Here is a 20075-nt window from a genome sequence, read left to right as displayed (position 1 = left end):
AAGTTTTTTTTTACAAAATATACACATTTTTTCCGCATATTATATTAAGATATGAATCTATATCTTTAATTTGTTAAATAACAGCTCTTTTATTATCTCCTCAGTCTTTGCCATATATGCTAGATCTATTGGTGTATATCCTTTTTGGTCTCTCGCATTTACATCTCCTCCCGCTTCTAATATTGCCCTCACGTTCCCTATTTCCCTCATAAATACTGCTTCATGTAGGGGGGTCCTTCCTATGCAGTTCCCAGTATTAACATTTGACCCTCCTTTTATTAGCTCCCTTACCGTCTCTTCATATCCCATTAGGCTTGCATAATGTAATGCCGTATTTCTTTTTCCGTTTCTAGCATTTACATCTGCTCCTTCTTCCAACAGTACTTTTACATTCCCTACCTTTCCATAAAATGCAGCTAGGTGTAATGGCGTTTCTCCGCTATTGTTTTCTATATTTGTTTTTGCTCCCTTTTCTATCAGTAACTTTATTACTTCTGGGTCTGACACTTGTGCTGCTCGGTGCAATATTGTGCAACCTGCTGCGTCTTTTTCATTTATTCCACAAAATGAATTCTCCTTTAATTTTTCTAGTCTTTTGTTTAAATTGAACAGCATATGTACCTCACAAAATTAGCTTTTTTAGCGCAAGATAAATTTCTTATGTTTACCTGCTACTATTTAAGTTATGCGTGTTTTAGTATAAAAAGGCAAGTCTTTTTTGTTTATTTCACATATTTTAACCTAATATTAATGTATTATGTGAAGATATAAATATATGTATTTAACTCATTAAACATATAACTTGTTTTTCTTCCCAAGACCTGTTCAAGTGACGATGTTCGTGCCATGTTAGTACACCTGGGTAAAACACTAAAATGTACCTTTCTAACTCATGTATTGAATCCTTTTGCTCTGAATCTAAATCGCTTTCAAAATGAACATTGTGTTCTGCTAAACCAAATCTTATAACTTTCTGGTTGGTAAAATCTTCTACCTTGTAGTGGTGAGTAACGCTAAACCTTTCTAAAATTGGCTTGTATTTTAAATTCCACAGTTGTTCAGATAGTTTGCTACTTCCCAATAAAAATTTATCCCCTTCCTCTTCTATACTAGTAACCGGAAAACATGCGTTTATTTCTCCTAAACTCCAACTGTCCGATAATACTATCTGCGCTTTAGCAAACTTAATTGCCGGTAATAAGCTCTGTGGTAGCGGATATAGCGCTTTGAAGTTATACCACAAATGATTCCTTTCATAAATACCGTTATAGTTCTTAGTATGAGGCTCTGTTTCTCCAAGTATTGCTACATCCAAGCGATATATGTCATTGCTTAAAGCTCGTTCATAATGATCGCGTAGATAGTTTTCTACAATCCTAATAACTGGACCATGAGACCTGAAAAAATTTACTCTCCCAAATGATAACACTGGTCCATCTTTTTCGATCTTTGTACCAGAGTAGTCTGATAATAAGCTGCCAAAAAAACTCTCATCTAAAATGAACCTGCCAATATTGTAGTGATCGTTAAAAATCCTCATTAGCCTCGATCTTGCAGGTAGTGATAGTTTTGCTAGTTCTACTACTGCATCTACGAAGAAGTCGTTCGGAACATCTTTTATCCCTATCTGTAATTCAAAAAAGTGTTCTCCAGGTGGCTCTTCAATAATTGTAATATCTTCTATATTTGCCCATTTTAATGCTATTTTCAGTGACGCTGGTGTTCCTCTTAAACGCTGAAATTTTATTCCTTCTCTTATCGCCTTTCCTTTGTCTTTTACCCAACGCAGAATTTCCCCCAATCCATATTCTTCTATTATCCACGGTAGTATTTCATCTTTAGAATTAAACTTAAATCCTCTTATCCTGCTTGGATCAACTTTGTAATCGATAGCCTCTACTATGGCTCTTTCTTCTTTTGTGCTATTAGGTGGAAGTAACATTAGCTTTTGCCCATTAATTCGATTTCTAGCTTGCCTAAACAAACGCACTCATTCCCCAGTACCACAACATCTTTTCTTGGCTCTATTAATTCCACGTTTTCCACTCCTTCTATAAATAGATTTGCTATAATCCACGACCTTGTTACACTCCATCCCAATCTTTTCGTTGATTCAAATTTTTCTATAAATTTCTTCTTCACTGTTTCAATAATGTCTGGTCTTTTAATACTAATTCTGCTGTGAATATCTATTTCAATAATATTGCAACCAACTACTGTTATCGTATCTGTTAATACCCTTATATCATCCCTGGTGACTTGCTTTCCTACAATATTAAGTAGTTCTTCAGACGCTATGCCATTTGTGGATAACTCTGTGGATAAAATTGAAATCTCTACACTCCCTGGCACTTTTGATTCAACTAGCGCATCCTTTACTCTTCTATCTGCTGACAGTGCTTGAAACCTATAATGCTCTTTACTTCCTCCTGTGCTCCATCCTATAATTTTCGCTTCAATTCTTTTCCTAAAACTTTCATCCCTTTCCTCGTTCTCCCTCTCTGCTCCATAAAACTCAGCTAAATTATCAAGTTCTTCTCCCCTTGCAAACTTCAGTAAGTTGCTCCTTGCTGCTTCGTTTATTCTTTCTCTGAGCAAAAGTTCTCGCCATGCTGCTATTTCTAAGATCTTTATCGCTGGATCGCTTTCAATAAGAGCAGTAAAGCTTGGGTCACGAAGAACTAACTCTTCCTTCATTCTCGAGAATATTTCTTCATAGCTCAGTTTTTCAATTATCTCTGGCTGCTGCATTTTTAAACAACTACTCCATTAATATTTATGAACTTACCTTCTGAAAGATAGACACCTTCTAAATCCAATGTTACTCTCCCTTCTTTTACGTCTGTTATCTTCACTTTCTCTAATTTAAACCTTCTCTCCCATTTTTGTAAAGCTTCTGCTGTGGCCGAGAAAATTTCCAGCGTAAAATCCCTATTGATTGGCTTGTCAACTAATTCGAACAACCTCGACCCATAATTTCTCCGCATTATTCTGCTATTAATAGGAGTAGTTAAAATATTAACTATTGATTGCTTTAAATGTTCTATTCCTTCTAGCTCTTTTCCAGTTTTATTGCTCATCCCACGCATTTTTAGCTCGCAAACACGTTTTCACTTCCACTTACTACCTTAAAACCACAAGATACTGAATCCCCAACTCTTCCTATACCATGACTATTAGCAAACACTGTTTTTGACCCTTGTGCCATTACCTTACCTTCTGTAAAACTATCTCCTTGCCGACAAACTGGTCTTCCGTTTACAAATATATCTCTGCTTCCACTTATACAAAAATGCGGCAACGCTTCCCCGCAGTGATCTCCTAGACATATAACTGATTTATTCATTCCTTTTCCTAATTTAGATTTATTCTTTGTGCCTTAAGTTTTATTCCTTCCTTTGTCATTTCTATACTTGATTCCCCAACTTTTAGCGTTATTTTATCTACTACATCTATCTCTAAATGATGTTTATCTTTATCGTATGTAAACTTTGTTCCATCTTGAAATTTTACACTATTTATTTCCTTTTTATTCTCCGGAGGCGGATATTTCTCCTGATATATTGCCGGTAACACCACCCCTAATGACAACTCTCCATATGGCGATAATACTATTACTTGCTCATCAATATTCGGCGCAAACCAACTTCTATCTTCTCCTGCTCTTGCCGTTACCCACGGAAGCCAATCGGTTAAAAATTCTCCTACCTTTACCCGCACTCTCGCTTTTTCATAGTCTGCTTCTTTAACTAGACCTATACGAATAATGTTCGCTAGCCTTCTATTTAGCTCTGCAATCGCAAAATTATGGTCCAACATTTATATTTCCCACGTTTATTCTATGTGCCTTAATTTTTCCCTTTTCCCAAATAGATTTACCAAGATGCAACTCATGCACCCAGTCCACCATCCACACTAAATACGCATCCAACTCTGGCCTAAAATCATCTCCTCCTGCTGATATAAATTCACCTGCTGAAACATTTTCCACGTCCCAAGTATTTTTATTCACAACTCTTGCAACTTCTGTTGCTAATTCTCTCACAACTATCGAGGAATCCTCGACTGTTCCATCAACTACCACTCTCGCCTCAAATCTTGCCCTCAGTGCTAATTCCTCTGTCCCAGGGTCTTTTCCTGGTTCTAAACTTGCAAGCTCTACAAACACTGCTGGCGCTATTATTTCCCGACGTTCTGCTCTATACACTTCACATGTCTGTATCGCTTGTATCTCTTCCTTTAGCGTTGTGCAAATCTTCTGATGTAGATCTCTCCAAAACATACGTTATGATCCTCTTAAAATAAAATTAAGTTCATGGTCGAAATACTTCTCAAATACTCTTTCTACTTCATTATCAACTAACTCTTTCATTGTTTCCCGAGCATGGGTATTTATTTTAATTTCATCTATTGGCAAAGACGTGGTATACCTTCTTTTGAATATTCCTATATGACCATTTTTCATTGTTGCTATAAATGCTCCTTCATACGTACGGCTTCCTACCTTTGCTCCTATCTTTGTCTGTTTTATACTCCCAAGTTTTGCTACTCCTATCCACTGCGAACTAAGCTTTATTATAGACCACAAACGCTTTCTATTTGCTTTATCCACACTTAACTTTTTTCTCATTGCTTTTTTTGGTATTTGTTTTTCTTCGCTAACTTGTTTGACAGTTTGTGACCTTACCCATAGTGCTGTTTTGTTTAATGCCCTCACCGTCGCTTTTTCCACTTTCGCTTTCTCTGCATCTATGCTTTGCATAACTTTTTCTATGCTACCGGTCACTTCGATGTTAATACGCATCTACATCCCTGATGCTTGAATTTTCCACAATATTCCTGAATTATCCCTAAGTGGTGGTGAATATACTTTGTACTTACGCTTACCAATAATAAAGATATCTCCTACTACTGGCTGCAATACATCGAATATACTCACCTCAAGAAAAACCATCTCCCCGACAAATTGTCCTTCACCAATCTCGTATAATTTATCTGGCTGTTGCTTTAATATCTGTACCTTGTATGACTTATCCTTTGATTCATACAACGCTTGCTCTCCCAGATGTGCAAAACAATCTTTCAATAACCTTTTAATATTTTCTTGCATCTTTTGCTTTTATGCACTAACCTCTACATGCACGCTAAGAAGGGGCATACTGGTAGAGCAGTCTCATACTTTGTAGTTGCTCTACCAGTATTGTTATGCTGCAACGACTTTGATTAATATTCCTGGACGGTGACACATCGGCAAAGGGTTTGATTGGGTATGAAGGTCAGTTCCTCTATCAAATCTCCTTGGCTCTTGTTTTGCATATAACGGTTGCCCTAGTGTATTTACTGTTTCATTGAAGTCCGCTGGGGCAAAGTAAGTAGTAAATGTGCTTGCTGTACCAAGTGGAAAACAGTGTCCCGTATCTTTTTCTATAAATCTTCTCACAATTCCTTCAGGGTCGGTTGCTTGCCCTCTATACTCCTCAAATGTTATTCCACAGAACGTAAATCCTGATCTCATGTCGTTCCTTAATGCTGCTCCTTCTTGCCATCTCTCGTATGCTTCTTTTACCTTGGTATGAGAAGTTAATGCATCGAAAAACTCAGGACTGACCAGCGCATGAATCCCCGTCATATATTCACCACTTAAGTTGTCCTCAACATGCCTCAATACTTCCAGACACTTACGCTTTACATCGGTGGTTGCTGTTCCCAGCGCAAAATTTACTACTTTTGGTGTAATTTCAAATTCGTTATAAAGATTCAATAATTCACTGCCATCAGCGTCCAAAATAATCCCTTTCAATGCTCCCATCCGCAAATGTTCTAACGTTATCGCGTGTTTGTTTCTCATCAACTCCAGGTGATCTGTTACTACACTCGCCAGTGCTGTAAGTTCGCTTTCTGACCCAAATGCCCTTATCCCTTGCACTTCCTCGGGTAACACTACGTCATCATGGGGAATATGTGGTATCGTAAATGTTCTTATTTTTCGTTTTCCACGTTTTCCCACTGTTGCAGGCGCTCCCGGAACTTGCGTTGGTAATAAACTCAATACTCCGTTTTGCTCTTCTATCGTAATATGTCGAAATCTTACTGATCTACTTGGAAATAAATTTAAGCTTTCTGTTCGACCATAATTTATCGGCAATATGTTTATTGCTTTAGTTAATTCCGTCATACTAAATGCTGGATTTGTAAATGGATTTTGCATGTTTTTCCCCTTGTTTTCCCTATTAATTTAAGTTGAGTTGAAGTTTAGACACCTTTGCGGATGATGATACCCCGTGCGTCAAGTTGCTTTATTGCTGCAGCTTTTTGCTCCTCAGTGATATTTGCTGGCCACACAACCGCATGATCTGCTAGCATCGCTATACGTGTAATGATTACTGCTTTGGTATTTTCTTTCGCGTTTACATCACTTGTTATTACACCTATCGCTGTTTGCGTGCCATCTGTGGCCGTTGCATTTATAATTTTAATTAGATCATCTTTATCACGACCAACAACCGTACCAAGCTTTAGGTTTTGCCCCTTTGCTACTGTTATTTGGTCTCTTGAATATAGATTTGATGCCTCATACTTTAATAGGTCACCAAGGTTATTTTGTTCGGTTATACAACTCATAAATTTTTCTCCTTTATTTTCTACTTTCGCCACTTTTGTTAACGGGCGATATAGCCTGTTTACCGCGGCGTTTATGATTCCGCGGTAAAAAATAGATTGCTCTATTCTGGCGTGTTTTAGCTATTTTGTTTACCGCCGCGTATGTTAGCGTTATATACGGCGGTTATAAAAAACAAAATTTAGGTGCCAGATTTTGCTCGAGCTTTCGCTACCTGCATCATCAAGTCTTCCGGTGTACTTTGTGGTATTGTACTCAAAATCTCTGTCTTCTTCGTTCTCTCTGCTAGTATCGACATTAATATCTCTTGGGCTTGTTTTGCATTGACATCCTGTTCGATAAATTCTCCTATCTTCTCTGGCATCTTTGATAAATTACATAATCTTATCACCTCTAATACTTCTTTACGGCAGCTCTCGTACCCTAAACATCTTCCTTGCTCATCAATATCTATTGCTTGTTCTTTTATCTCAGTTTTAGTCATATTATTTCTCCTATAATTATCTATAAATTCAGAAAACGTTGTGATTCCATCAGCAAGTCCAATCTCTATTGCTTTCTCACCAAAATATAGCCCTGCTTCCGTTGATTTGATTTTTTCCGTGGACAAATTTCTGTTTCGTGCTATAAGCTGGACAAACATCTCATATAGGCGGTCTACTTCCTCTTGTAAGCTTTCCAGACTTTCAGACGTTATTGGCTCATGCGGATTTAAATCGTTCTTTCGACTTCCAGCAAAAACAGTTGTATATTTTATCCCTTGCTTTTCATCAAATCCACTTTGATCTATATGACTTGCTATTACTCCTATGCTTCCTACTCCTGATGTTCTCGTTACCAATACTTCTTCAGCACTTGACGCTATCGCATACGCTGCAGAATATGCATCATCATTTGCTATCGCTATTATCCTCTTTTTTCCTCTTGCACTGTAGATAAAATCAGCAAGGTCAAATAAACCGTTTACTTCTCCTCCAGGGCTGTCTATATCCAAAATTATTGTTTCTACTTCTTCATCTATTAAAGCTTTTTCTATCTCTTCACGTATCTTCTCATATGATGTCATTCCTAAAATATCGTCAAAAACCTCTGACTTTTTCGTCAAGATTCCATTTATCGGTATTACTGCTATTTTTTCTACGTCGTTCTTTACAGAGTGTTTTATGTTTTTAAACGTAGGGTGTTTTGCTGCATGTAATGACAGTAATTCAAAACTTCTCGCCTCTATCATCATTGGCTTGTTCAGCAAAGTCATTTGTGTTGTCATATTACTTCGGTATTAGAATTTACATCAGAATCAAAACTTAAGCCCAATTCACTCGCACGCCTTTGATCCTCAGCAATTTCCTGGTCGATTTCTTCTACATCATAACCAAGTTCCGAAACCACCTCTGACCTGCTCTTAAACCCATTCCTTACTGCCATTTGCTGTGCTTGCTGGTCTTTTAGTGGATCTACGTAAGCACACCCTTGCGGTATCCATTTTACCTCTTTTGCTGTTTCTTTTGCCCAATTTTCACCTATGTCCAGTTCTCCAGAGAGTAGTGCTAATTCTAGCCACCTATCCCATACTGGCCGGCAAAGCTGAAATACTACCACGTTATGCTGTAACATCGCGCACCTCCTACGAAACTCTATTAACCCAGCTCTTATTGATGAATAATTGACACCACTTAGATCTCCTGTTAGCTGCTCGTAAGTTATTCCCATGCCTACTGCTATTGCTCTGAGCTGCTGTTTCATGAATGCTTCATAACTTCCCCCAACATCTGATGGTTCTGAAAATTTTATATCCTCTCCCGGGTCTAAAAGTTGCATAGTCCCAGGTTCAAGACCAGATAATGCTACCCCTTGTTCATTACTCTCTCCTTCTCCCATGATGTTCGCTTCAGGATCAAGTCTCGTAATAAACCCTGCAAACATCGCTGCTGTTTTCTTTCTTACCAGCTCTGCATCATCATATTGATCAAGTTCATAGAGCTTTAGAAGATGAAATAGCAGACCGTAGTGATCTTGATTACATTGTCTCAACACTACCTCAAGAATGGCAAGTTCTATGCAGACAGCTAGAAATCTTCAGTGTTCCAGAAGTAGCTGAAATACGTGGAATAGCAAGGACAACAGTCTATGACATTCTCAGAAGAATAAGACGACATACAAAAAAAGTTTTCTAGAACCTCCGACAACAGAGAACCATTCCGGTATATAAAACATAGGGGGAGATTATGACTCTAAAAATAATAAGTAACGAAGAAAGAGTAAAAACAGTAACAGGTGTAAAAATGGTAATCTTTGGACCTTATGGAATCGGCAAAACTAGTCTACTTAAAACTCTCGATGAGTCGACAACACTCTGTCTTGATTTTGAAGCAGGACTTTTAGCTGTGCAAGACTGGAAAGGAGATTCAATCAATATGCGCACTTGGAATGAGGCAAGAGATATAGCTTGTCTTATTGGTGGGCCAAATCCTGCACTGAAGTCTGATCAAGCATATAGTCAAAGGCACTATGAGCATGTGTCTGGCAAGTACAAAGATCTTTCTTCGGAGTTTTTTAAATATCATTGCATTTTTATCGATAGTATCACTGTAGCATCACGTTTATGTCTTTCATGGGCAAGGATGCAACCTGAAGCTTTTTCTGATAGATCAGGAAGAGAAGACAAAAGAGCTGCCTACGGATTACTTGCTCAGGAGATGATGGCTTGGCTCAATCAGTTTCAGCATATTCGGGATAAAGACATCATCATAGTTGGTACATTAGGTCAGTATCTTGATGATTGCAATCGTTCGACCTGGCTGCCTCAATGTGAAGGAGCAAAAACTGCCAGTGAAATTCCTGGAATTGTTGATGAAGTAATCAGCATGGTTGGGATCAAAAAAGATAATGGTACAGAAGTACGTTCATTTGTCTGTCAGACGATTAATTCCTGGGGATACCCTGCATAAGTGTTGAAAGTGCAATCACACAAGGTGATTAATGGTATGTAAATCTCCTCTTGATATCAACCTTCGTTGTTGGGAAAGCAGATAAACCACGTCGAAAATTCGCTTAAACCTTCTAACCACAGGCAAAAAGGCGCTTTTTTAATTTATTTTATTACCATTGAAATTTATGCCGTTAACCACCTTATATAATGCCACTTATAGCACTTTCAACACTTATGGGATACCCTGCTAAAGATCGAAGTGGATGCCTTGATATGGTTGAAGAGCCGCATCTGGGAAAATTACTTACGAAAATTAAAGCCAAAGCCTTTTCTACTGCTGCTTAATGGAGAATAACTATGCTACAAAACATTTTCACTATTGGTCAAAAAGTCCCTTTTTTCAGCGTAAAAGAGTATTTAAGTGACCCAACACCAATCCCAGAAGACATCATCTACCCAAGGATATTAACTCCAAGGGGTTTGTTGGTATTTGGCGGGCCACCTAAAATTGGTAAAAGCGATTTTCTAATTTCGTGGTTAATGCACATGGCGGCTGGCGTTTCATTTCTGGGTATGATTCCCAGTCAGCCTATGAAAGTTCTCTGTCTGCAGACTGAAATTGATGATGGATATTTAAAAGAGCGTCTACAGGAGTTAAAACTTGATAAAGAGCTTTTGGATATTGGTGCAAACAACTTCATGATCACGCCAAGAGTACAACTATCGTTTAGTAGTGAAGAGATAGATGAAATAAAAAACTCTCTGGAGGAAAAAAGTTTCAAGCCAGATATTATCGCCATAGATCCTCTACGAAATATCTTTAATTCAGGTGAATATGGTAATGAGAACGATAACAGCGCTATGTTGTTCTTTCTACAAAAAACACTTGAAAAACTGAGAAACGTTATCAATCCAGATTCTGGAATAATTTTGACCCATCATACGAAAAAATTACCTAGGAAAATGCTAGAAGAGGATCCATTTCAAGGTTTAAGCGGTGCTGGGTCTTTAAGAGGGTTTTACACCACAGGAATGGTGATGTTCCGAAAGGATGAAGAAAACAGAGAAGAAAACGGAAAAGAACAAACCGCATGTCAAATAGTTTTTGAGTTACGTAATGGAAAACATATTCTGCGCAAGACTGTCGATAAGATAGATGGTCGCTGGCAGTTTGTGGACCAATGGAATAGCTGATTCTTTTTCAATTTTATTATGGGGACATTTATGTTACAGGATTTAACTGATTTTAACACTGCAAAGTCGCAAAGTAATTTAATACCTAAAGGTACAACTGCAAAAGTAAAAATGGCCATTAAACCTGGGGGTTATGAATGCTGGCTCACTAAAAGTCCCACTACTGGTAGTATCTATTTAAACGCAGAATTTACCGTCATTGAAGGGCCATATGCAAGGCAAAAGATTTATCAAGCAATTGGGATAAAAAGCGGCAAAGCAAACGTTGAAAGAGAAGATGTCTGGGGAGAAATGGGTCGTTCTATGATTCGAAGCATTTTGGAGTCAGCACGCAATATTCATCCACATGATAATTCAGAAAAGGCAACTCTTGCTCGTAAGCTGAACTCTATTGCAGATTTAAACGGGTTAGAATTCAGAGCAAAGGTAGGTATTGAAGCTGATCGGTATGGAGAAAAGAACAAGATTGCTACAGTTATTACTTCAGAAAATACTGAAAATGATTGGGTACCGTTTTGAAGTACGACGAGGAGAAGCTCTGGATTGCTGTCATTAAGAGAGCTATCAAAGATGCAGCAGGAAAAAATGCAGAGCTAAAGAAAGAAGCAATTGAATGGTTCAATTCGGAGTCTTTTGAAACTGTTTGTGAGCTAGCTAATCTCAGCTCTAAACGTATGAAAAACATGTTGTTAGGTTATGGAGGTTTTATGTCTAGAAAGGAAATAAAGGTGTCATTAATTGATAATATTAAGGAATGTGTGTCTTATCTAATTCCAGATGGTAAATTTCATCAGGAGAAGACTTATGTTGGCAGCTTAAATGGAGATACCATTATGGTTAAAATAGTAGGTAAAAAAGCCGGTAATTGGCGTAATTTTACCACAGGGACTAGTGGTGACATTATTGATCTTTGGACTTTAATTAAAGGTAATATAGATTCTGCCAAGGAGTGGTTAAATACTAAAAATACTGAGAAATTACAAAATAAAGAAGCAAAGGGGGCAATAAAAAAAGGGGAAAAGGCGTTTTCTGTAGGACAGTATTTAAGCGACCAATCTCCAATGCCGAAAGATGTCATAGGCCCAAGAATTCTAACACCAGGTGGGCTTTTAGTTATAGGTGGTACTCCAAAGGTTGGAAAAAGTAGTTTTCTGCTTTCTTTATTAGCACATATGGCAGCAGGAGTATCATTTCTTAAGATGACACCTACAAAACCGCTTAGGATACTCTATCTACAGGACGAAATGGGATATGACGACATGAGAAGGCGCTTACAGCAACTCAAAATCGACCAAAAGCTTATAGATTTAATGAAAGAAAACTTGGTTATTGCTTCAGAAGCAAAAATAACGTTGAATGATGAAGGAGTGGAGAGGATCAAAGACATCATCGTGAAAGACTTTGGTACAAAGATGGTTGATCTTATTGCAATAGACTCTCTTACGACGCATCTGATGCCACTTTCTCTTTTACGTAGTGGGATTGAAAAATTACGCTCTATCGGCATTGGAATAATCATGACCCATCACACTAAGAAAGTATCCACAGCTACACTGGAAAAAAATCCATTTCAGGCTCTGGTTGGAGCTAATGCACTCAGAAGTTTCTATACGTCTGGTATAGTAATGTTTCAACCCAGTAGAAGCAAAAATATTCTGCAGGTAGTGTATGAGCTTGGGAACAGAAAACCTATACCAGCAAAATTCATTAGCAGAGCTAACGGATGTTGGAAAGCTTCTAAGGTTAGCTTGATTACTTTGTCAACACAAGTGTGAAGGGATTAAGGCGATAACCATGTTCCTTACAAATTAATTCTGGCCAACCAATGGTTTGAATAACATCATCACGTTCGATGCTCAATCCTGATTGGTTAGCCAGTTTTTCTTTTATTTGTCTTTGCATTTTATTCAGAGGATATCTTATTTGTTGTTCTAAATCTGTAATTTCTGAATGAAAAATTAAACTGTCTGCTATTTTTTCGGTGCTAAGAGGTACATGATGTTTTAATGGTATACCATTTTCAAAATCATCGAGAAATTGTTTGAGTAAAACGCGAAAGATACTAATACACAATATAGCTCTTTTATTTACTACTTCAATGTCATTTACGTAGACCGCACCATGTGAGAACCCAAGTTGTAGAGTTTTCTTTGGTGATTTAGGTTTAACTTGTTTTAATGAAATAACAGGGAAAATTTGTGTAGAGACATTAGCAATTAATTCTGGTATAGCTACTTCAAGAAGTATTTCACGTAAACTCCTATTCTCACAAAAAAGATCAGACATTTTTACGATGGGCAAAACAATTGGCAAGTCCGGTATATTCTCTCTTACGGTAATTAAAACAGTGGGCTGGATTCTAAGCTTATCTATGGTTAAATATACTGCATCAGAGCAAAGATCAAGAATGATTATGCTAACAATACTGCCTTGGCTACTTATGTGATAAACTCCTTCTGCTGCTTTTTGCCAGATGAACTTTGAGTTGTTCAATAGACTCTCAAACCAATGTGCAATTTTTTCTAGGTTAAGATTGGTTGATAGTAGGTGAAATCGTTGCTTTTGATGAGTATTGGGTAGAATGTAGCGACAACAATCTTCACAAAGCATGTCATCACATTCTTCATCAAAGTCTGGACTAATAGGAATTTCATTAGTGCAATCTGGATCAAATACGTGAGGCCAATCCAAATGATCCTCTTTACGAGAACAAATAACAAAATCAACTGCTTTTAGCTTAATAAAGCCAAGACTAGATAAATAGATTGCAGTTTTCAAGTAAGCTTTGCTCGGGTCAATACAGGGTTCATTGGATTCCAGAACATCTGCAATAGTTTGCTTTTGGTAGGATTGTAAGTCCATAGTTCTCCTTCATTAATGACTTGAAATCTTCACGCTCTTTTTTATTGAGTACATGCTCTGAGTAATAAATAATGGTATAATGCTGATTTCTTTTAAAAAATAAAGTTACTTTTTTATTCTGAAACAAAACGCGAATGGACTCAACAACAGAATTATCTTGTGTTAATTTTAACATCTGTAATTCGCGAGCAAGTGAGTTAAATGGATTAGTGGCTACAACTAAGTATGTATCTTTCTTGAGCTGAGTTGAACGGAACCTTATTTCAAAAGGGCAAATATGAGGGTCAGCCCCTTCTATGGAAGACTTTAAGAATGCTGCAACAAGAAGTGTACAATTTTGGTCTTGCATATCGATAAATAAGCATTCACGTTGAAAGTAACGACTTAAGATACTATTTGCTATTTTTAGACTTTCATCAGAGTTTTTGGCAGAAAGATTTAATTGATTACCATGTAGAGAAAAATCGAGAATAATCCGATCTGGTCTATATCCATGGATAATACGGTTTGAATTAAAGAGTAAGTCCTTATCGCTAGCACGACGTATAAACACGTATATACGATCATGATGATAGAAAAAACATTGTAGTTGAGTTTCAAAGCCATCATTTTTTGCAGCATCATATTTTTGCAGTAGTTCGTGAACAATTTGCTTTGATAAAAAGTTTTTAAAAGGAGTTTTCATCTGTCTAGGGGAATTTTGTAGAATAAAGGGAGAAAACCCTCTCTTTTGTACTCTGTCAAAATGGTAAACATACTTGATTAACTCTGGATTATGATGAAACATAACAAAGATCAAGGACTTTTTATCATATTTATTGCTCTTACATAAAAACTGAGCAATGAGCGCTTTGTCCAAGGTGGATTTTGCTACTTCAACAACAGCAGACTGAAATTTAGAATAGTTAAAACAACTAAGTAGATAATAGTTGAGCAAAGAATCTGAACAATCCGTGAGAATGGCACGTTTTTGTTGAATTGGAATATCATCGTTATGCTTAAAAAGTTGCAGAAAAATGACATTTAATTGTCTACCTGAGAGGGAAGAAAGCCAATTTTTACGTATTTTCTCATTTTGAAAGCTAGGTAACCAATGATCTATTGGCATCTCTAAATCACTCTCCCAGAAATCTCTGCTGGGATAAAGATCAACCATATAATGTGTATAATATAATGAGCTATATTTTACATAAGTAAAAAATTAATCAACAAAAAAACTTCAATAAAAATATTTTTCAAAATAGCCTGAACAAATTTCTACAAAAAATGTATATCTTAAATAGGGGGAGTAGAAAACATGTCAATCCTAACGCAAACAGGAAGAGCAGCAATAGCAGCAAGCATAAAAGAGCAACCGATACATCTTGCTTGGGGCAGTGGTGATGGAAACTCTGGGAGTAGCCATCAGGTCGAAAAAGTTTTTGTTGAGGGTGAAATAGCCCTAGATCACCACACTATTAAAGATGTAAGGGTTTTTACAGGACAAACAGTGTATCAGTCAAGTATTGACTATATAGTTGATAGAGGCGTCATTCAGCGCACAGAAAATAGCTCTATCACGGCAAATAATGCAGTTACTGTAGAGTATACTCAAAATACACCACCAGAGTCCATTACGTCTGAAAAACTGCTCAATGAACTTGGTAGACGTACCGCTGATGAGGCTCTTTTCTGCACAGGTGATGAAAACGGTGAACTTTTGACCCCTTCTGGGAGGTTTAAATCTTCCGACGTACCAACCAATAACTTGTACCTTAAATTTACTTTCGATTTCACGGATGCAGCAAATCAAGTAATAAGGGAACTAGGGGTTATGGTTGGTACAAGGGTAAAGGCGCCAGGACAGAGATATTTTGAACCACAAGATATAGAAGACCCGGGAATTTTGTTAGTTTTAGAACACACGGTACCACTTATCAGAACTGCAGCAACCCGTGAAACCTTTGCCTTTGTGGTTACATTTTAGCAAAAGGGGAAAAAGATGACGTTAAATAGCTATTATAATCGCTCTGACAAAGAATACGAGAAAAGTTTATTCCTAGCAGGAAGAGGTTTGCAGTCAGCAGAATTAAATGAGATTCAAGATTATGCTCTTTTGAGGCTCAAAGGCATAGGTGATGCGATATTCCGCGATGGTGACGTTATAACGGGAAGCGATTGTATCATAGACGGGGAAAAAGTTACACTTGAAGCAGGAAAAATCTATCTTCGTGGAGCAGTTAGAAAAGTCGAAAAAGAAAAATTTACTATTCCACTTAATACTATAGTTCGTATAGGTGTTTATTATGTAGAATCAACCATTACAGAACTTGAGGATGAAAATCTTCGTGATCCTGCAGTTGGTACGCGTAATTATCAAGAAGTAGGGGCAGCAAGACTTAAAGTTTCCACCATTTGGGGTTATCAAGCAGAGAGTGTTACTGTTAACTCTGCAAATGGGGAATTTTATCCAATTTACAATATTGAAAATGGAGTATTAATAGAACATTCACTGCCACCACAAGCAAACATAGTAACCACTGCACTTGCTCGTTATGACAAGGAGGCAAATGGTTCCTACGTCGTAAATGGCTTAGAAGTAATGTTTTTACAGAGAGACGGAGAAGGCAAACAAGTATTTGTGGTTAATGGTGGTAAAGCTCGTGTTGATGGCTACGAAATTGAATTATCCCACGGTATTCGTGTTTATTTTGATGAAGATCCAGACATAAAAACAGTTAAATCAGAATTTCACACCTTTCAGCCAAATAACCAAAGAGTAATGGAGCTTAAAGTTCATGATTTTCCGGTTAGTGAGATAAAAAGGATAGATATAACTGTTCAGAAGACAATTACCGTTACTCATGGTTCATACTCTGGAGTTGTTGATCCGATACCTGACTCTGCAGTTCAGGAGATTATTCAAGTTAAGCAAGGTGATGTCATCTATGAAAATAGTGCAGATTACAAGCTCAGTGGAGGAAATGTTGATTGGTCATTACCCGGCAAAGAGCCAGCGCCAGGAAGCAGCTACCTGATAACCTATCGTTGTCGCACTCATGTGAGCCCTGAAGATGTGGATGAACAAGGGTGTAAAATAAGAGGAGCAGTGGATGGCAGTTTAGTTTCAGTTGATTACACCTGGAAAATGCCCCGCTTTGATTTAATCACTCTAGATGCAAAAGGAGTGGTAAGGAGAATAAAGGGAATTGCTCATCCATGGCGACCATCAATGCCTAAAGCCCCTAGCGGACAATTGCTGCTTTGCTATATTCATCAGACGTGGAAAAAAGGGGAAGAGGGGAAAATAAAGATAGTGAATAATGCTATCCATGCTGTACCGATGAACGAATTGGAAGCAATGAAAAAAGGAATAAATGATCTTTATGCGCTAGTTGCCGAAGAACGTCTGCGTAATGATGCAAATTCAAGGGATCCGACAGCCAAAAAAGGAGTATTTGTCGATCCCTTCTTTGATGATGATATGCGTGATCAGGGAATAGGACAATCTGCAGCAATAGTAAATAAGGAACTAATTTTACCGATAGACGTGGAAATTATTGATGTTGAAAGAGGCAAAGAACCTTATTTATTGCCGTATGAACTTGAGCCGGTATTGGAACAGCTTTTACAGACTAAAAGTGAAAAGATTAATCCTTATCAAGCTTTCGATCCAGTACCGGCAAAAGTTACCATGAACAAAAACATCGATCACTGGACCGAGATAAAGACCAATTGGTCAAGTCCAGTGACAAGAGAATTTAATACTAGAGAAACAACAGAGCTTCTGTCAAGTAGTACGTATGAAGCTGAATTTATGAGAGAAGCAGTACAAGATTTTGAGATCGAAGGTTTTTCGGTTGGTGAGAAACTTAAAGAAATAAAATTCGATGGAATCAGCATTCAACCTACAGCGTAAAAAAGATGTTAACAGCTAATAATCAAGGGCGAGTAAGTGGAAAAATAAAAATCCCAGCAAATATTCCAGCCGGTACTAAATTAGTGCAATTTTACGGAGATAAGGGAAGTTACGGAGAAGTAACGTATACTGGTAAAAAAACTATTACCATAGAAGAGCGAAGAAGAGTTTTTTCCAGCAAACGTGTTGATCCTTTAGCACAGACATTTACCTTGGATGAAAGTAGGCATATAGGAGGTATAGACTTATGGTTTACAAATAGCGGCAAAAGACGTGTTGTTGTGCAGATTCGTGAAACAACAGTTGGAGTGCCCTCGCAAACAGTTATCGCTGAAAATTCCATCGAGCCAACCAAGATCAATACCAATGGCACAGCAACACGTATAACTTGGTCACCTGTGTTTTGTCATGCAGGGCAAGAGTATGCAATAGTTTTACTTACCGATGACGGGGAAAATGCGGTCAAAGTAGCAGAACTTGGCAAATACGATGCAGTAAACAGCCGTTGGGTAACCAGTCAACCTTATCAAGTAGGGGTATTACTCTCATCAAGCAATGCAAGTACGTGGACACCGCATCAAAATTTAGACCTAACTTTTAGGCTTTTAGCAGCAAAATTTACCGAAAGTTCTCACGTTATTGATCTTGGTAAAGTTACTGCAAATAATACATCAGACTTAATCGCTCTAACCAACATAGAAAAAGTAGGTTTTGATACTAATGTGGAATTTATCTTAACAGATGAGAAAGGAGAAGAAAATTTTCTATCTGATAATCTGCCGTTAGCACTGCGCGCAAGAATAAGTGGGGAATTAACGGTAAAAGTAGCGCTCAAAGGATCGGGGGAAAAAAGTCCAGTTCTCTACCCTGGGTTGCAGCTAGTTATGGGGAATATTTCAGCGTCCGGAGATTATGTCACGAGGAGCATTACAGCAGGATCCAACACTAAGATAACAATTACCTATGATGCATTGATACCTGGTACTGCAGATGTTAAAGCATATGTGCAGAAAAGCGTGGAAGGGGAATGGCAATTAGTAGATTTAACAGCGGGAAAACCAATCGGAGAAAATTGGGTAGAGAGAGTCCACGTGCTGACGAACTTTAATGCAAATGAGACGAGGGTAAAATTAGTCTTGAGTGGAACGGTTGTCTATCGTCCAAAGGTGAAGAATTTAAGAATTATTGTGACGTAAAAGTTTATTGTAATTTAACTTATCAGCATATATACTTTTAATAAAGTAGTGGGTGATGTATGGAAAAGGATATTGAAAAAGCTATCAGTATTATCGCAAGTAGACCAAAAATTGGGGAAGTCAACACAATAAGAGCTATTTTAGAGAAAAACCCTGATATTGCTTACGTTAGAATTAGTAACCAAACATTCGAATCAATGGGACAATTTAGTATAGTTGGACCAACCCGTGATAAGATAACTTTGCTTCATTTTGCTGCTATGCTGAACTGTGTAGAAGTTGCTAAGTTGTTAATTGAGGAAGGTGCCAATGTTAATGCTGTAAGCGGTGATGTATTTAAGGATACGCCACTTCATCAGGCTGCATTTAAGGGTAACAAAGAAGTTGCTGAGTTACTCTTAGAATGTAATGCTAATATAAACAGTAAAGATTACTATGGCAATACACCACTTCATCATGCTTCCAGCCTTGGAAAAGAAGAAGTTGTAAAACTATTGTTAGAAAGGGGTGCTGATGTTAATGCTGTAACTAGCGATTATACTGGTCATAGGAAAACGCCACTACATGAAGCTATTACTAGCAGCCATATCAATAAGTACCTAAGGATTGTCAAGATGCTTTTGGATTATGGTGCTAACACTGAAATTGAAGATCGGGATAATGGTACGCCACTTTATATAGCTGCTGGATCTGGACAAGTAGAAGCTATAAAGCTCCTGTTAGAAGCAAAGGCTAATGTTAACGCTATAAATAAAAGAGGAGAAACACCACTTCATGTAGTTGTTAACGGTGGACTGAAAAGTGCTTCAGAAGAAGGATGTGAAGCTGCAGAACTTCTTTTGAAACATGGTGCTGATGTAAATGCTAAAGATAAAAATGGCAATACACCACTTCATAGGGCTGCTTTGCAACGTGGTGAAAGAGTTGTCAAATTACTTTTAGAGTACAGTGCTAACATTAATGAGACAAATAATTATGGAGCAACAACACTTGAAAGGATTGCTTGTTGTGGAGAATTGTGTGATTCTATTAATGAAAAAGTTGACCCTGAACCAACAGTCAACACTCTTATTGGACAGACACTTAAAAACGATCCTTCTGTAGAGAAACCTGAGTTTATAAAAGAAAGGGCAAAATATTCAGAATATTGGGATAAATGTCAGTTGGGAGCCCAACATTAAAAATCTTAACTTTTTGTAATTAATTTGATCAAGTTTAAAAATAGCAATTTATTACCTGCTTTAGATAAAGCTGATTATGTTTGAAATAGCTAACCTATTGAAAATATTATATTTTACTTAATTAGTGAGTAGTCTTGGAGTGCTTACCGCTTATAGTCATTTTCATCATAAATGCTAATTTGAGGGTTCTAATTCA

General features: G+C 37.5%; 21 protein-coding genes and 2 pseudogenes. 8 read left to right on the top strand and 15 right to left on the bottom strand.

The window, feature by feature from the left end:
- Nucleotides 1–57: 57 nt before the first annotated feature.
- From ACJZL1_RS02915 to ACJZL1_RS02855, 13 genes and pseudogenes are all read right to left on the bottom strand, one after another.
- On the bottom strand, nucleotides 58–615 hold the full coding sequence (locus tag ACJZL1_RS02915; RefSeq protein WP_419247482.1) for an ankyrin repeat domain-containing protein: 558 nt from the start codon (nucleotides 613–615) through the stop codon (nucleotides 58–60).
- Nucleotides 616–781: 166 nt separating this feature from the next.
- On the bottom strand, nucleotides 782–1942 hold the full coding sequence (locus ACJZL1_RS02910) for a phage tail protein (protein ID WP_419247511.1): 1161 nt from the start codon (nucleotides 1940–1942) through the stop codon (nucleotides 782–784).
- Nucleotides 1942–2751, bottom strand: a complete 810-nt coding sequence (locus tag ACJZL1_RS02905) for a baseplate assembly protein (RefSeq protein ID WP_419247481.1) — start codon at nucleotides 2749–2751, stop codon at nucleotides 1942–1944. The genes ACJZL1_RS02910 and ACJZL1_RS02905 overlap by 1 nt, the downstream gene beginning before the upstream one ends.
- A 2-nt stretch (nucleotides 2752–2753) precedes the next feature.
- Nucleotides 2754–3089, bottom strand: coding sequence for a GPW/gp25 family protein (locus tag ACJZL1_RS02900; protein WP_419247480.1), 336 nt, complete (start codon nucleotides 3087–3089; stop codon nucleotides 2754–2756).
- 2 nt (nucleotides 3090–3091) lie between these two features.
- Nucleotides 3092–3346, bottom strand: a complete 255-nt coding sequence (locus ACJZL1_RS02895; RefSeq protein ID WP_419247479.1) for a PAAR domain-containing protein — start codon at nucleotides 3344–3346, stop codon at nucleotides 3092–3094.
- 8 nt (nucleotides 3347–3354) lie between these two features.
- Nucleotides 3355–3819: a phage baseplate assembly protein V gene (locus tag ACJZL1_RS02890; protein ID WP_419247478.1), complete on the bottom strand. Its 465-nt coding sequence runs from the start codon at nucleotides 3817–3819 to the stop codon at nucleotides 3355–3357.
- Nucleotides 3806–4282: a hypothetical protein gene (locus ACJZL1_RS02885; protein WP_419247477.1), complete on the bottom strand. Its 477-nt coding sequence runs from the start codon at nucleotides 4280–4282 to the stop codon at nucleotides 3806–3808. Before ACJZL1_RS02885 ends, ACJZL1_RS02890 begins: the two co-directional genes overlap by 14 nt.
- Nucleotides 4283–4285: 3 nt before the next feature.
- Complete coding sequence (locus ACJZL1_RS02880; RefSeq protein WP_419247476.1) at nucleotides 4286–4804, bottom strand: phage tail protein; 519 nt, start codon at nucleotides 4802–4804, stop codon at nucleotides 4286–4288.
- Nucleotides 4805–5110 (bottom strand): head-tail joining protein, encoded by a 306-nt coding sequence (locus ACJZL1_RS02875; RefSeq protein ID WP_419247475.1) that lies wholly within the window; start codon nucleotides 5108–5110, stop codon nucleotides 4805–4807.
- Between the two features lie 93 nt (nucleotides 5111–5203).
- Nucleotides 5204–6208: a major capsid protein gene (locus ACJZL1_RS02870; protein ID WP_419247474.1), complete on the bottom strand. Its 1005-nt coding sequence runs from the start codon at nucleotides 6206–6208 to the stop codon at nucleotides 5204–5206.
- A gap of 44 nt (nucleotides 6209–6252) precedes the next feature.
- Nucleotides 6253–6621 carry a head decoration protein gene (locus ACJZL1_RS02865; protein WP_419247473.1) on the bottom strand — a complete coding sequence of 123 codons (369 nt, stop codon included), beginning with the start codon at nucleotides 6619–6621 and terminating at the stop codon, nucleotides 6253–6255.
- A gap of 179 nt (nucleotides 6622–6800) precedes the next feature.
- Nucleotides 6801–7886, bottom strand: coding sequence for a S49 family peptidase (locus ACJZL1_RS02860; protein WP_419247472.1), 1086 nt, complete (start codon nucleotides 7884–7886; stop codon nucleotides 6801–6803).
- Nucleotides 7883–8608: pseudogene (locus ACJZL1_RS02855) on the bottom strand (phage portal protein); the annotation flags it as partial. The pseudogene ACJZL1_RS02855 and the gene ACJZL1_RS02860, both read right to left, overlap by 4 nt.
- A gap of 236 nt (nucleotides 8609–8844) precedes the next feature.
- Here ACJZL1_RS02855 and ACJZL1_RS02850 point away from each other — a divergent pair.
- From ACJZL1_RS02850 to ACJZL1_RS02835, 4 genes and pseudogenes are all read left to right on the top strand, one after another.
- A pseudogene (locus ACJZL1_RS02850) lies at nucleotides 8845–9564 on the top strand (ATP-binding protein); the annotation flags it as partial.
- 341 nt (nucleotides 9565–9905) lie between these two features.
- Complete coding sequence (locus ACJZL1_RS02845; RefSeq protein WP_419247471.1) at nucleotides 9906–10742, top strand: AAA family ATPase; 837 nt, start codon at nucleotides 9906–9908, stop codon at nucleotides 10740–10742.
- A 30-nt stretch (nucleotides 10743–10772) separates the two neighbouring features.
- Nucleotides 10773–11261 carry a hypothetical protein gene (locus tag ACJZL1_RS02840; protein WP_419247470.1) on the top strand — a complete coding sequence of 163 codons (489 nt, stop codon included), beginning with the start codon at nucleotides 10773–10775 and terminating at the stop codon, nucleotides 11259–11261.
- The gene (locus ACJZL1_RS02835; protein WP_419247469.1) at nucleotides 11258–12517 is read left to right on the top strand and encodes an AAA family ATPase; all 1260 of its coding nucleotides are present in this window, start codon (nucleotides 11258–11260) and stop codon (nucleotides 12515–12517) included. The genes ACJZL1_RS02840 and ACJZL1_RS02835 overlap by 4 nt, the downstream gene beginning before the upstream one ends.
- On the opposite strand, the gene ACJZL1_RS02830 is transcribed toward ACJZL1_RS02835, so the two are convergent.
- Together ACJZL1_RS02830 and ACJZL1_RS02825 are read right to left on the bottom strand one after the other, a co-directional pair.
- Nucleotides 12495–13604, bottom strand: a complete 1110-nt coding sequence (locus tag ACJZL1_RS02830; RefSeq protein ID WP_353285062.1) for a hypothetical protein — start codon at nucleotides 13602–13604, stop codon at nucleotides 12495–12497. The genes ACJZL1_RS02835 and ACJZL1_RS02830 overlap by 23 nt on opposite strands.
- On the bottom strand, nucleotides 13549–14760 hold the full coding sequence (locus ACJZL1_RS02825) for a hypothetical protein (protein ID WP_341814804.1): 1212 nt from the start codon (nucleotides 14758–14760) through the stop codon (nucleotides 13549–13551). Before ACJZL1_RS02825 ends, ACJZL1_RS02830 begins: the two co-directional genes overlap by 56 nt.
- 141 nt (nucleotides 14761–14901) lie before the next feature.
- Here ACJZL1_RS02825 and ACJZL1_RS02820 point away from each other — a divergent pair, with 141 nt between their 5' ends.
- Genes ACJZL1_RS02820 through ACJZL1_RS02805 form a run of 4 tightly spaced genes read left to right on the top strand, consistent with a single transcriptional unit; the run spans nucleotide 14902 to nucleotide 19879 of the window.
- Nucleotides 14902–15570, top strand: coding sequence for a hypothetical protein (locus tag ACJZL1_RS02820; RefSeq protein WP_419247468.1), 669 nt, complete (start codon nucleotides 14902–14904; stop codon nucleotides 15568–15570).
- Between the two features lie 15 nt (nucleotides 15571–15585).
- Nucleotides 15586–17502, top strand: a complete 1917-nt coding sequence (locus ACJZL1_RS02815; RefSeq protein WP_419247467.1) for a DUF4815 domain-containing protein — start codon at nucleotides 15586–15588, stop codon at nucleotides 17500–17502.
- Between the two features lie 5 nt (nucleotides 17503–17507).
- Nucleotides 17508–18698, top strand: coding sequence for a hypothetical protein (locus tag ACJZL1_RS02810; protein WP_419247466.1), 1191 nt, complete (start codon nucleotides 17508–17510; stop codon nucleotides 18696–18698).
- Between the two features lie 59 nt (nucleotides 18699–18757).
- A complete protein-coding gene (locus ACJZL1_RS02805; protein ID WP_419247465.1) occupies nucleotides 18758–19879 on the top strand; it encodes an ankyrin repeat domain-containing protein in 1122 nt (373 codons plus the stop codon).
- Nucleotides 19880–20075 lie beyond the last annotated feature (196 nt).

Source organism: Wolbachia endosymbiont of Rhagoletis indifferens (assembly GCF_048537595.1).
Taxonomy (GTDB): domain Bacteria; phylum Pseudomonadota; class Alphaproteobacteria; order Rickettsiales; family Anaplasmataceae; genus Wolbachia.
Note: the sequence above shows the minus strand (reverse complement) of the source record. Positions and strands in the feature narration are given on the sequence as shown.